Here is a 12,211-nt window from a genome sequence, read left to right as displayed (position 1 = left end):
CGTCCACGCCGTCGTGCTCACCGGCAGCGCCGGCACTGCCGTGCACACCACCCCACTCACCACCGCGCAGTCCAGCATTCTGCGCGATTGTCAGGTCACCGCGCCACCCGCTATCACCACGCTAGAGACCTCCTGACCAGGCAAAACACCCCCACCGAGCGCATCAGAGGGCGTAGGCACACGCGCCCCACGCGCTGCCCGGCACGTTCCCGCAGGTCAACCCGCAATCCAGCAACCTCATGTGCCCATCAACTGGGGAACCCGGGTTGCGGCGCGCCGGCATAAGCCGGGCCATCCCGAGGACGTGCCGAGGTCCGGCAGCCGGGTGGTTGCGGCCGGTCCTGGTCGGATGCCGCCTTGAGACCCGCCACGGCAACCGATGATCCCGGCCAGGACGAGCAACCTCCATGAGGGCTGCCGCCTCGTCGCCGAACACCGTCACGTGCACCACGATCAGTGCCGCACCGCTGCCCACCAGACCGCATGCTGAACGCGAGCGCCACGACGGACCCCACCGCCGCACCGAGGCGGGTAAATCCTTCGGATCACCCGGTGCTACCGACAGTAGGCGGTCAGGAAGCGGTCTCGGAAGGCATCCATCGGCCACACCGGTGCGTGCGAATCGGGCTGCATTCCGTCCTGCCAACCCCACGATGAGATCTGGTCCATGACCTTCGGATCGTGCGCGATGATCGAGATCGGCACCCGGCGGTTCGCATCCGACCCGCTGACCATGGTGCCTGGCTGGTGGTCGCCCAGAACGACAAGCACGAGATCCTCGTTGTGTGAGTTCTGCACGAACGAGAAGAGGCTCCTCAGCGAATACTGGATCGACTGGCCGTAAGCATTCTTCACCTTCTGCGAATCCCGCCAGACGACGCTGGGCGACTGTCCCTGCTGGGGCATGCCGTCATAGATCGAGCCATCGCCGACCTGGTTCCAGCCGACCATGTGCGGAAGCGGGGTCCAGGGTGCGTGCGAGGACACCAGGTCGATCTCGGCCATGACAGGCTTGCGGTCCTGTTTCGCCAATTCCATTCGCTGGAAGGCGGCCAGCGAGTACTGGTCGGGCACGGGGGCGTAGCCGAACTTCGGCCCGACGTACCCGACGTTCAGGCTGTTGTAGAGCTTGTCGTAGTTGTAGAACGACTTTCCCTCCGGCCAGGGACGGTTGTTTGCCGGCACGTCGCCGACCGTTCGCCAGCCCGCATCCTTGAACGCATCGCTCAGCGTGAAGCGGTTGCTGTCGACGAGCCGGTCGTAGCGGTCTTGATTGTCGACCCACAGTCCCGACTGCAGCGTGGCATGGGCCAGCCAGCTGACGCCACTGAATGTCGGTGACGTCAGAAGGGCGCTGCGAGAGGAGAACCCAGCGGAATTCAATCCACGCGTCCCGGACTCGAGTACGGAGTTTATCTGTGGCGAGTACGACGACCCGCGGATCGCGACCTCGCCGTAGCTCTCCACGAACACCACGAGGACGTCCTTGCCGCGCAGCTCGGAAAGAAGGTCCGCACGCGGAGTTCGGGCAAGCGGGTCGGGCGCTGCAAGCGCCGACTCGAAGACCCGTGGATCCCTGAGGTCCGCGTGCACCGCGCCGACGTGATCGTAGGCGAGTGTGGTGGCGCTTCGCGACGCGACCGGCCCGCCGTCGTCGAGCTGCACGTTGAAGGCGAGGCACATGATCCAGACCATCCCCAGCACCGCGACCGCGCGAGCCGAGCCGGTGCGATGTCTGGAGGTGAGTCGAGTGAGCCGCACCAGCGCCAGCGGCAGCAACACCAGGATCGCGAGAAGAAGGAGCAGGGAGACGATCTCGGCGGCGACGATCTTGTCGCCGGCCAAGTCACGCAGCAGCCGGATCGCCGGTTTCAGGTTGCCCCAGTCGGTCACCGGACTGAACGGCCGGTCGAGCCAATAGTAGAAGGGCAGGTCGAACAGCTTGACGATGCTCAGCAGGCCGAGCAGGAGGCCGACCGTCACGGCGACGATGCGGCGTGCCCGCGCCGGAAGACAGAGACAGATCGCCACCAGGACCAGTCCCTCGACCGGAATGCGGAGAAAGGCTGCCGGCGTCACACGGTCGAGCTGATTCGGCCCGACCAGAGCGAGCCAGACGACCAGGAACGCGAGAGCGGTGAGCGCCCAGGCAGCGCCGGTGCGTATCCGGTCGCGCCCGTGCGCGACCTCCGGCGCTTCTGGACCGGGTGACTCGTTCACGTCCATCTCAGCCTCTAGCTCGCGCTGCTGCCGACACAGTGAACGCTGGTCGTGCGCCGTGAACGGCGGTCGTGCCACAGCCACCACACGCTACGGCCGAATGACTCGGCGAGCAGAACCAGCGCCGTCGCCACGATGCCGACGGTCACCGGCGCGGGCAGGAAACTCGCGACGGCGATCGTGAGAACGATGCCCTGGGTGGCCGCGACGACCTTACCCCAGTAGCGCGGCGGCAGTGGTTCGCGCAGCCAAGGCAGCAGCCACCCGGCTGCCATGTACGCGTAGCGCGCCACGCCGATGGCGAGCACCCACAGGCCGATCGAACGGGCGACGGCGACACTCAGGATGAGGATCAGGAACGCGTCGATCTCCTGGTCGAAGATTGCACCGAGCGGCGACACCATCCTGGTTCGCCGGGCGACTCGACCGTCCACCGCGTCGAGGAGGAGCGCCACCGCCGCGAGCACCACGATCATCGGGACCGACACGCTCCGGACTAAGGAGTCGGCGATCAGCGCGGCGACGCCGCCGACGAGGGTGGCCCGGAAGAGCGTCACTGCATTGGCCGAGCCCAGGACCCTAGCACCGGAGCGGGCGAGTCCCACGACCAGCAAGGCGTTCACGACCAGACCGTAAACGGCACCGACCAGCCAGCCGACGGCACTCAGTCCGACGGTCCCGGCGAGGACGGCGAGCAACGCCAACTGGGCGATCAGCGCGATCACCGGGCCGGTTCGAACCATCTGCGCCCCTCATTCGTGTCCACCGCTGCAACAGTGACTACTACGGCAACAATGCCGCTGGAGTTCAACCCGGGTCGAGCAAGAAGGGACGATATGACTGACGTGCACGTGATCGTTCCGGACGGTATCGACGATCCGGCGACGCCGAGCGGCGGCAACACCTATGACCGCCGGGTCTGTCGAGGTCTCGTCGCCACCGGCTGGACCGTGCACGAACATCTGGCTCGCGGCTCATGGCCCCGCCCGGATGTGACGGCGGAGCGTGCGCTGACCCGCACCGTCGCCGGCATCCCGGACGGCGCCGTCGTACTGATCGACGGCCTCATCGCGTCGAGCGTCGCATCCGTGTTGGTACCCGAGACGCGCCGGCTCCGGCTCGTCATCCTCGTCCACATGCTGCTGGGTGACGGTAGCTCAGATGACGACGCGCCAGACACCGAATATGCGGTTCTGTCCGCCGCCACCGCCGTCATCGCGACGAGTCGTTGGACCCGCGGACAGCTACTCGCTCGGTACGAGCTGCGGGCCGAGCGAGTCTTCGTCGCCGAGCCAGGCGTCGACCTTGCCAGCCCGGCGCCTGGTACAGCGAGGGGCGGTCAGCTGCTCTGTGTCGCGGCCGTCCAACCGCACAAGGGACACGACGAGTTGCTTGCCGCACTGGCGCTGATCGCCGACCTGTCGTGGCGCTGCGACTGCGTCGGCTCGCTGTGCCTCGATCCTGCCTTCGTCGGTCGGCTGAGTCGCCGGGCCGACGCCGACGGGATCGGCGCGCGGGTGCACTTCACCGGTCCGCGCACGGGTGAAGAACTCGACCGCGCATACCACGCGGCAGACGTACTCGTCCTCGCGTCGCGTGCCGAGACGTACGGCATGGTCGTCACCGAGGCACTCGCCCGCGGACTGCCGGTCATCGCGACCGCGGTCGGCGGGCTCGCCGATGCGCTCGACCGGACCGCCGACGGCCGCCGCCCGGGACTGCTGGTTCCCCCGGGCGACGTGTCCGCGCTGGCGGGTGCGTTACGCAGCTGGCTGCAGGACTCCGCCCTGCGGCGGCGACTCCGGCTGGCTGCGGCGGAGCGTCGCCGTACCCTGACCGGCTGGTCCGCGACAACGGAGTGCGTCGCGCGCGTACTGACCAGGGCGGTGACCCGATGAGCGGTTGTCATGCCGGCAGCTCCGCTTTCTCCGCGACGACGGCGATCTTGCGGATCCGCCCTTCCCGCAGCCAGTCGCTCCAGAGCCGATGGGCGGCCAGCAACTCCTCGAGCGCTCGGGTGCCGATCCGGGCGGCGATGTCCGTAGCGTCGGCGGCGAAGGCGTTGATCAACGAGTCCGCGACGGCGAGGTGGGACCGACTGCAGTCTTCCTGCCACCGGACGGCCAGCCCCACTCCCTCCAAGCACGCCAGCACCTCCGGTAGCGGGGTGGGCCAGACAGTGTCGGCATCCGGCATGCTCTCGCGCTCTGCCTCGGTGAGGGGTGGTCCCGCTTCCACGGTGACGGCGAACCGACCGCCCGTCCTGAGCGCCAGGGACACTTCCTTGAGCAGCGTCTCCTTCTCGGGAAAGGCAAGCATGGTCTCGAACAGGAGCACCACGTCGAACGTGCCGGGAGGGACAGGAGGTATCTGCGAGACCTCGAACCGACACGGAAGGTCGCCCGTGCTCTCGCGTGCGATGTCGATGGCGCTGGCGCTGAGGTCCACCCCGAGATAGCGGCAACCCAGCTCCCGAGTGATGAACCGTCCTGGCCCGGCTACGCCGCAGCACAGGTCCAGTACGGAGACCCCGGGTGCGATGCCGGCCCGGCCCGCCAGCGCCCGGATCTCGGAGGCGCGCATGAAGCTCTCCTGGCCGATGAACTCGCCGGGGCCGTACGCCGATACGCGGGCTCGCTGCAGGGCGTGGGCGAACGGAGGGCGCTCGTCCTGCCTCATGACCGTCCTGTCCACACACAGTGATGATCTTGGCCTCGCCTTCCACCCAACCGGGGACGGACCTGGCTGCGGTGTTCCGTACTACGCGACATACTCGTTGACACGGAGGAACGGCGCGAGAGGTTCAGACGTGCGCAGTGGGAGAGACGATGACGCGAGCTGCCCAAGTGTGTCTGTTCGACATGGATGGGGTTGTCCGGCATTGGGATCCGCGTCATGCGGTGGAGGCGGAGGCTGCGTGCGGCCTGCCTGTGGGCACTCTTCGTACCGTGGCATTCTCGGTACCGGAATACGAGGCCAGTCTGCGTGGCGAGATCACGTACGCGGAGTGGTGTTCCGCGACCAAGCGCGAACTCGCCGCGCAGTACCCGCGCTCCACCGCCGTGCCCGCCGTTGACAGGTGGCAGGCTGACAAGGGCGTGGTTGATCCTGAGGTCGTTGCGTTGATTCGCCTGACACGTCGGCTCGTACCCGTCGGGTTGTTGTCGAACGCACACGACGCCCTGTCGTCCGATCTTCGATACCTGGGTCTGGACGGACTCTTCGACGTGGTCATCTGCTCGGCCGAAGTTGGATTGGTCAAGCCCGATCTTGCCGTGTATCGAGAGAGCGCCCGCAGGTTCGACGTGTCACCAGCTGACTGCTTCTTCACCGATGACACCATGGACAACGTCCTGGCGGCTCGGCAGGCCGGCATCGACGCCGAGCTCTTCACAGACGCAGCAAGTCTCGCGACACGACTCGAGAGCCGGCTGTCTCTCCTGCGTGTCGCAGAGTACGGAAATGCGAGGGTCCGGTCTGTAGGGCGTGCGGAGGGCGAAGCCGGTGAGGACTGACGCACGTGCGTTCTGGGTACGTGAACCCGGCGTGGGCGAAATCCGGCCGACGCCGCTAAGCGAGCCGGGTCCCGGCGACGTCGTCGTGCGCACGTTGCGTTCCGGTCTGAGCCGCGGCACCGAGACGCTGGTGTTTCGTGGCGGTGTCCCGGCGAGCCAGGCTGCCGTGATGCGGGCACCCTTCCAGGAGGGCGAGTTCCCGGGACCGGTCAAGTACGGGTACCTGAACGTCGGCGTGGTCGAACACGGTCCGGCCGAGCTGCGTGGCCGCAGAGTCTTCTGCCTGTTTCCGCACCAGACCGCCTACGTGGTACCGGCCGGGGCCACGACCGTCGTGCCCGATGAGGTGCCGTCTGCGCGTGCGGTACTCGCCGGCACCGTCGAGACGGCCGTCAATGCCGTGTGGGATGCGGCTCCGCTCCTCGGCGACCGGATCACGGTCGTCGGCGCCGGCATGGTCGGCTGCTGCGTAGCGCGCCTGCTCTCCAAGTTCCCCAGGGTCCGAGTCACCCTTGTCGACATCGACTCCTCACGGGCCGACGTCGCGGCCGCGCTCGGTGTCGACTTCGCGCTGCCCGCCGAGGCCGCCGACGGCTGTGACCTCGTCGTCCACGCCAGCGCGACGTCTGCCGGGCTGCAGAGGTCGCTGGACCTCCTCGCCCCGGAGGGCACCGTCATCGAGCTCAGTTGGTACGGGGACGCGGAGGTCCGCGTCTCACTCGGCGGGGCCTTCCACTCCGGGCGATTGGGCATTCGCGCCAGCCAGGTCGGCATGGTGTCCACGGCCCGGCGTGGACGTCGCAGTGCTTCCGAGCGGCTGGCGCTGGCCCTGGATCTGCTGCGCGATCCGGCCTTCGACGCGCTGATCACGGGGGTGTCCCGCTTCGACGAGCTGCCCGATGTCATGACCCGGCTCGCGGATGGGAGCTTGCCCGGGCTCTGTCACACGTTGACCTACGGTGAAGGGTGAAGGCATGTTCAGTGTGACCGTCCGTGATCACATGATGATCGCTCACAGCCTCCGTGGTGAGGTGTTCGGACCCGCCCAACGCCTGCACGGGGCCACTTTCCTCATCGACGCGACATTCCGGCGGGCGACTCTCGACGCCGACAACATCGTCGTCGACATCGGACGGGCGACCGAGGAGTTGCGCGCCGTGGTAGCTCAGCTGACGCTTCGCAACCTCGACGACGAAGCCGCGTTCGCGGGCATGAACACCTCCACCGAGGCACTGGCCCAGGTGGTCGCCGATCGACTCGCCGAGCGGGTGCGAGCCGGTGCTCTCGGTGACGGCGCCCTGGGACTGGCAGGGATCACGGTCACCTTGCACGAATCCCACGTCGCGTGGGCCAGTTACGAGCGAGCGCTGTGACCGCAGCGACGGTCGGGGTGAGTCCACAATGGCTGCAGTTGCGGGAGCCGGCCGACGCCGCGGCGCGTGCGGTCGAGTTGGTCGAACAGGTCCGGCAGCGGCTGCCGGCGCGCGGCCGATCGGTCATTCACGACCTCGGCTGCGGTACGGGGTCGATGGGCCGCTGGCTCGCCCCGCAGCTGACCGGGACACAGCACTGGGTCATGTACGACCGGGATGCGCAGCTACTCGCCCATGCTGCCGCCGACCGGCCGGACATGGCCGCCGACGGGGCCCACGTCACCATCGAGACCCGGCAGCGCGACATCACGCGGCTGGCCGCTGGTGATCTGGCCGACGCTCAGCTGATCACCGCGTCAGCCCTGCTCGACACCATGACCGCCGACGAGCTGGACCGGTTCGTGACGACCTGCGCCGAGGCAGGCTGTCCGGTCCTGGTGACCATCTCCGTCGTCGGACGCGTCGACCTCACGCCGTCCGACCCGCTTGACGAGCACATTGCCGGCGCGTTCAACGCCCACCAACGTCGCACCGTCGGCGGCCGGCGCCTGCTCGGCCCGGACGCGGTCGACGCAACCGTCGGCGCGTTCACCCGGTTCGGCGCCGACGTGCATGTCCGCCCCAGCCCGTGGCGGCTCGACGCCACCGATGCGGCCCTGCCGGTGGAGTGGTTCACCGGCTGGGTGGGCGCAGCGTGCGAGCAGCGACCCGAGTTGGGCGCCCTCGCCGCGTCGTATGCTCGACGCCGGCTCGCCGAGGCGGCGGCCGGTCGACTTGGCGTCACGGTGCACCACCAGGACCTGCTGGTCCTCTCTCGATGATCCTGGCGAACCGATGAACCGGCGAACCGTTGCGCCCGTATGCCATGTCAGAGAGGGGCGCCGATGCGGATGAGTCGGACCTGGTGGACGTTGGTGCGCGTGCTGAGCGGCGTCGCGATCGTCGCCGCCCTGCTCTGGCGGTTGGGCACCGGCCCGTTCCTCGCCGCCGTTGGCCTGATCAGCGGGTGGTCACTGGCGGCGGCGTCCGGCATCGCGGTGCTGACCACGGTGTGCTGCGCATGGCGTTGGAGGTTGGTTGCCCGCGGTCTGGGCCTCGGCGTGTCGCTGCCGGGCGCGGTCGCCGCGTACTACCGGTCGCAGTTCCTCAACACGACGTTGCCCGGCGGCGTGGTCGGCGATGTACACCGCGGGGTGCGGCACGGTTGCGACGTCGGCAATGTCGGCCGGGGCCTGCGTGCCGTCGTCTGGGAACGCTTCGCCGGACAGCTTGTGCAGGCGATGTTGACGTTGCTCGTGCTCCTCTTGCTCCCGTCTCCGGTGCGCTCGTCCATGCCGGTGGTCGCTGCCGCTGTCATTGCAGGTGCGTTGGGCGCCCTGCTGCTGATTCGGGTGCTGCCTGGCGGCGGGACGTCGCGCTGGACGCGGATGCTGCACGCAGTGTCCGCCGATATCCGCGAGGGGCTGACGGCGCGGCGGGTCTGGCCCGGCGTCGTGCTTGCGTCCACCGTGGTCGTGGTGGGCCATGCGGCAATGTTCCTGATCGCCGCACGAACGGCCGGAGCGAGCGCATCGACGATCCGACTGCTGCCGCTCGCCCTGCTGGTGCTCGTGGCCGCGGCGGTGCCGACGAACATCGGCGGGTGGGGGCCACGGGAGGGTGTCGCCGCAGCGGCCTTCGGCCTGGCAGGGCTGGGCGCGGCCCAGGGCGTCACCACCGCCGTCGTGTACGGCGTCATGGCGCTCGTCGCCAGTCTGCCCGGCGCTGCCGTGTTGATCGCGATGTCGCTGGGTCGGCGCATCCGGGCACTCGAGTCCCGCCCAGCGACGACTGTTTCAGCGAGGCTACCGAGAGAAGCGGTCGCGACCGTGATCGACACAGGCGAGCCGGTGGATACGCGCCACGTCGGTAAGGACTCGGAGGCCCGATGCTAGGAGCGCTGCCCGATACTCCGCTGTAAGGCCGCTGATCGAATGCTCACGTATTCGCAGGTGGTGGGGCGGGCGGGGCTCGAACCCGCGACCGACGGATTATGAGTCCGCTGCTCTAACCGGCTGAGCTACCGCCCCTACGACCCCGGCCCCGCGACCACCTGCGGCCGACGATGAGCTCCCGCGACTGGACTCGAACCAGTAACCCTTCGGGTAGCTCACGCTAGTCCGGACCGTCCGGGGGTGTTCAGTCTAGTCGGCTCCAGTCCAGGTCAGAGGCAGGGGCCCGTCCTGTTGAATCCGGACTGGTCATCGATCGTCCGGGCTCGTCCGGTGAGAGCTCTGTGAGAACTCACCGGACGTCCCTGCTCGTCGTGACGCCGAGATCACGTCCTCCACCGCGGCTCACCGCACATCAACAACGGCTCGAGCTGACAGGAGGACCCATCAAGAACAGAACCGATCACGCCATCCGATGGTCGACCGCTGGCGCTGTCCTGTGCGTCGCCGCTGTTGCAACCATCGTCTCCTACGACCACGCTTACGCACTTGTCCGCGCCTACGGCGAAGACGGGACGACCGCCCGTCTCGTTCCTTTGACCGTCGACGGGCTGATCTACGCCAGTTCGATGGTGCTGTTGCACGCGGCGCGGCGGAACGTACCCGTACCGAACCTGGCCCGCTGGCTGCTCGGTCTCGGCATCGTCGCGACGCTCGCCGCGAATGCTGCCCACGGTATTGGCAGTGGTCCGGTAGGCGCCGTCGTGGCCGCGTGGCCGGCCGTCGCGCTCGTCGGGTCGTACGAACTGCTGATGCTGATCATCCGCAGCACGGGTCCCATATCCGCCGACGTACCCAGTCCTGAGTGCGTACCCCAGCCCGTACCCGAGGCGAACCCGCTGCAACGGCAGGCAGCCGACACGTTCGCTGACGATCTCGCCACCGGACACGTGCCGTCCATTCGCACCATCCGAGCCCGGATGCGCATCGGCCAGCCGCGGGCCCAACTCGTACGCGCGTATCTCGCCTCACTCGCCAGTGAAGCGGAGGTGGCGTCTTGAACACGACTGCACCAATAGGCCGAGGGACGACTTCGTTCGACGGGACGTCTTCAAGCCGTCCGACCGGAGCGTAGTGCCGTCTGCCCGAATCCCGTAGCCTCAAGGCATGCACAACGTCTGTCGCCGTACCTGTCTCGTACCCGACCTCGACGACGAGCTGACTGCCGTGCTGTCGCGGTTCGAGGAGATGCTGATCGTCCTGGTGGGGAGAACGACGGCGAGCACCTCCCCGTGCCACTGGCCGAGGAGGAAGCCCTCGACGCCACGCGTCGGCTCTGGGACGCACTCGCAACGACGCAAGGTCGGGTCCGGCCGCGCCCGCTCGCCCCGCGACGCTGTCTGGTTCGGAAAGGGCTTCGCGGACGTCGTGCATGATCACGCGCACCGTGAGGAACCGCCAGATGCCGTCGTCAGCGGAGCGGCGCGGTTGCAGCGCCTGCTCGAACTGGACTGGACCGCTGACGCCAAGCTGCTGGCCGACCGCATCACCGAGTCTGGCACCGCCGACCTCGTACTCGACGTCGTAGGCGAATCGGCGTACCGCCGCATCGCACGCCGAACCCACGGCGCATGGACCGGCAACTCCGTCCTCGACGGATCCCTGGACTGACGGCGCCCGGCGATTAGGGACGTAGATCACAACGCCGTGTGGCGAGCGTACGTCGACGAGTCAGAGTCAAACCGCAGACTCGACCCGGACACCTACATCTTGGCGGCGGCGCTGATCGACGACGACGAGGCGGACGGGGTTCGCCGAGTAATCGCTGAGCTGCGTCCGCCGGGATCTAACAAGCTCCACTGGCACGCTGAGTCCGCACGTTCCCGGAGAGCGATCATCAGGACGGTCGCTGAGCTGCCAGCGCTGCACGTGGTCGTCGTCCGGCACGGTCGTACCGGTGAGGCAACCGAGCGACGTCGTCGAAAGTGCTTCGAACAGCTTGCGCACGAACTCGGAGAGCGCGGCGTTCCCGCTGGTAGTGCGCGGGCAGGATCAGTCCCTCCTCGCGCAGCAGCCACAGCACGGTCGCCTTGGACACCACGTGGCCGTCGTGGCGGACCATGGCCCAGATCTTGCGGTGTCCCCACGCCGGGTGCGCCAGCGCATGGGTGAGTGTCACGTCCTTCGCCGATAGCCGGGCCGGCCGTGGCCAGGGCCCCTTCGACTGACCACCGGCACGGGCCTTGGCTTGCCAGCGCCGCCAGGTCCGTTCGGGCACGTCGATCAGCTGGCAGAACCTCGTGGTCGACATGCCCGCCCCGACGCGGATCACCCCAGTGGTCCTCGAAGGGCCCAACCGGCCCTCCGCGGACTTCTTCCACACCCGCACCTCGACGGCGGCCTCACCCAGCGCCTGGGTCAGGTCGGCGACCTCGGCCTCCAGGTGTTCCTCCCGCGTCGAGGGACCGGACTTGCCAGCCGTCAACGCGGTCTTGCCAGCCTCAAGGAAGTCGGCCTTCCACCGGCCGATCGACTGTACGCTGACCTTCTCCTTGCGCGCAGCCTCGGCGATCGACATCTCACCGGCCAACACGCTCAACACGATCCGGGTCTTCGTCTCAACCGGGATCGATGGCGGTCTTCCCATGTCTTGGATTCTCCCTCAGGACTGACACAACAGCCCTGCCAGGAATCATGACGCGCGACATTATGGGTCGTGGAGGACTGCACCAGCATGGCGAACGCCTCGTCGGTGGTGACCTGGTGGCGTTCGGCGAGGATGCCCGGTGGCTTGCCCGATCCGCTGCCGGCACGATCCGCGTCAGCTCACCAAGATGACCCGGCACGAACCGGCTCCAGCCACGGTGACAACACCAGTGATGACAGACTTGGCGGACAGCGGAGCTCCAGGGACAGAGGACGTCTTGGTAGGACGATCCCTCTTACCGGAGTTCCGCTGCCTTCACCGGCACCGACGCGCCACCACCGCGCATCCCATGACAACCAGCCGCCCCGCCAACTACACGGCTTTGGGGCTAGATGAGTGATTCCTTGAAGGGCCTGGGCGCGTCGTGGCCGTGGATGTGGGGGAGGGTGTTCATGTTCGATGTGTGAGCAAAGATCTGAACACCCTCCTGACCGCACTGTACGTGTTGATCGACGATCACGTGGT

At 67.9% G+C, this 12,211-nt stretch carries 11 protein-coding genes, 1 tRNA gene and 2 pseudogenes; 8 read left to right on the top strand and 6 right to left on the bottom strand.

Features of this window, described 5'->3' with window-relative positions; all coding sequences use genetic code 11:
- Nucleotides 1-555: 555 nt before the first annotated feature.
- Both GEV10_30185 and GEV10_30180 read right to left on the bottom strand, forming a co-directional pair.
- Nucleotides 556-2,226 carry a sulfatase gene (locus tag GEV10_30185; GenBank protein MQA82680.1) on the bottom strand — a complete coding sequence of 557 codons (1,671 nt, stop codon included), beginning with the start codon at nucleotides 2,224-2,226 and terminating at the stop codon, nucleotides 556-558.
- An 8-nt stretch (nucleotides 2,227-2,234) separates the two neighbouring features.
- Nucleotides 2,235-2,963 carry a CDP-alcohol phosphatidyltransferase family protein gene (locus GEV10_30180; protein MQA82679.1) on the bottom strand — a complete coding sequence of 243 codons (729 nt, stop codon included), beginning with the start codon at nucleotides 2,961-2,963 and terminating at the stop codon, nucleotides 2,235-2,237.
- Nucleotides 2,964-3,056: 93 nt separating this feature from the next.
- On the opposite strand from GEV10_30180, the gene GEV10_30175 reads away from it, so the two are divergent.
- On the top strand, nucleotides 3,057-4,118 hold the full coding sequence (locus GEV10_30175; protein MQA82678.1) for a glycosyltransferase: 1,062 nt from the start codon (nucleotides 3,057-3,059) through the stop codon (nucleotides 4,116-4,118).
- A gap of 7 nt (nucleotides 4,119-4,125) precedes the next feature.
- Here the strand turns inward: GEV10_30175 and GEV10_30170 are convergent, their stop codons facing one another.
- Nucleotides 4,126-4,803 carry a methyltransferase domain-containing protein gene (locus GEV10_30170; protein MQA82677.1) on the bottom strand — a complete coding sequence of 226 codons (678 nt, stop codon included), beginning with the start codon at nucleotides 4,801-4,803 and terminating at the stop codon, nucleotides 4,126-4,128.
- Between the two features lie 245 nt (nucleotides 4,804-5,048).
- Here GEV10_30170 and GEV10_30165 point away from each other — a divergent pair, with 245 nt between their 5' ends.
- From GEV10_30165 to GEV10_30145, 5 genes are read left to right on the top strand one after another with little or no spacing between them, the layout of a single operon-like run.
- The gene (locus GEV10_30165; GenBank protein MQA82676.1) at nucleotides 5,049-5,735 is read left to right on the top strand and encodes an HAD-IA family hydrolase; all 687 of its coding nucleotides are present in this window, start codon (nucleotides 5,049-5,051) and stop codon (nucleotides 5,733-5,735) included.
- Entirely contained in the window at nucleotides 5,725-6,705 is a 981-nt protein-coding gene (locus GEV10_30160; protein ID MQA82675.1) for a dehydrogenase, read from the top strand. Before GEV10_30165 ends, GEV10_30160 begins: the two co-directional genes overlap by 11 nt.
- 4 nt (nucleotides 6,706-6,709) lie before the next feature.
- Complete coding sequence (locus tag GEV10_30155; protein MQA82674.1) at nucleotides 6,710-7,108, top strand: 6-carboxytetrahydropterin synthase; 399 nt, start codon at nucleotides 6,710-6,712, stop codon at nucleotides 7,106-7,108.
- A complete protein-coding gene (locus tag GEV10_30150; GenBank protein MQA82673.1) occupies nucleotides 7,105-7,929 on the top strand; it encodes a methyltransferase domain-containing protein in 825 nt (274 codons plus the stop codon). The genes GEV10_30155 and GEV10_30150 overlap by 4 nt, the downstream gene beginning before the upstream one ends.
- Before the next feature lie 39 nt (nucleotides 7,930-7,968).
- Complete coding sequence (locus tag GEV10_30145) at nucleotides 7,969-9,042, top strand: UPF0104 family protein (GenBank protein ID MQA82672.1); 1,074 nt, start codon at nucleotides 7,969-7,971, stop codon at nucleotides 9,040-9,042.
- Nucleotides 9,043-9,100: 58 nt separating this feature from the next.
- Here the strand turns inward: GEV10_30145 and GEV10_30140 are convergent.
- Nucleotides 9,101-9,177: transfer RNA gene (locus tag GEV10_30140), tRNA-Ile, on the bottom strand.
- A 332-nt stretch (nucleotides 9,178-9,509) separates the two neighbouring features.
- Between GEV10_30140 and GEV10_30135 the strand changes: the two genes are divergently transcribed.
- Both GEV10_30135 and GEV10_30130 read left to right on the top strand, forming a co-directional pair.
- On the top strand, nucleotides 9,510-10,100 hold the full coding sequence (locus tag GEV10_30135; GenBank protein ID MQA82671.1) for a DUF2637 domain-containing protein: 591 nt from the start codon (nucleotides 9,510-9,512) through the stop codon (nucleotides 10,098-10,100).
- Nucleotides 10,101-10,206: 106 nt separating this feature from the next.
- Nucleotides 10,207-10,710 (top strand): hypothetical protein, encoded by a 504-nt coding sequence (locus tag GEV10_30130; protein ID MQA82670.1) that lies wholly within the window; start codon nucleotides 10,207-10,209, stop codon nucleotides 10,708-10,710.
- Between the two features lie 349 nt (nucleotides 10,711-11,059).
- Here GEV10_30130 and GEV10_30125 read toward each other — a convergent pair.
- Together GEV10_30125 and GEV10_30120 are read right to left on the bottom strand one after the other, a co-directional pair.
- Nucleotides 11,060-11,371: pseudogene (locus GEV10_30125) on the bottom strand (IS3 family transposase).
- Between the two features lie 3 nt (nucleotides 11,372-11,374).
- Nucleotides 11,375-11,641 (bottom strand): annotated as a pseudogene (locus tag GEV10_30120) (helix-turn-helix domain-containing protein).
- Between the last annotated feature and the right edge of the window lie 570 nt (nucleotides 11,642-12,211).

This window comes from Streptosporangiales bacterium, assembly GCA_009379955.1.
Lineage (GTDB): Bacteria > Actinomycetota > Actinomycetes > Streptosporangiales > WHST01 > WHST01.
This window is presented reverse-complemented; position numbering and strand designations above follow the sequence as displayed.

What these genes read in the sequence shown, in the direction of transcription:
- GEV10_30185 (MQA82680.1), bottom strand. Translation starts at nt 2,226, where the DNA reads ATGGACGTGAACGAGTCACCCGGTCCAGAAGCGCCGGAGGTCGCGCAC.
- GEV10_30180 (MQA82679.1), bottom strand. Translation starts at nt 2,963, where the DNA reads ATGGTTCGAACCGGCCCGGTGATCGCGCTGATCGCCCAGTTGGCGTTG.
- GEV10_30175 (MQA82678.1), top strand. Translation starts at nt 3,057, where the DNA reads ATGACTGACGTGCACGTGATCGTTCCGGACGGTATCGACGATCCGGCG.
- GEV10_30170 (MQA82677.1), bottom strand. Translation starts at nt 4,803, where the DNA reads ATGCGCGCCTCCGAGATCCGGGCGCTGGCGGGCCGGGCCGGCATCGCA.
- GEV10_30165 (MQA82676.1), top strand. Translation starts at nt 5,049, where the DNA reads ATGACGCGAGCTGCCCAAGTGTGTCTGTTCGACATGGATGGGGTTGTC.
- GEV10_30155 (MQA82674.1), top strand. Translation starts at nt 6,710, where the DNA reads ATGTTCAGTGTGACCGTCCGTGATCACATGATGATCGCTCACAGCCTC.
- GEV10_30145 (MQA82672.1), top strand. Translation starts at nt 7,969, where the DNA reads ATGCCATGTCAGAGAGGGGCGCCGATGCGGATGAGTCGGACCTGGTGG.
- GEV10_30130 (MQA82670.1), top strand. Translation starts at nt 10,207, where the DNA reads ATGCACAACGTCTGTCGCCGTACCTGTCTCGTACCCGACCTCGACGAC.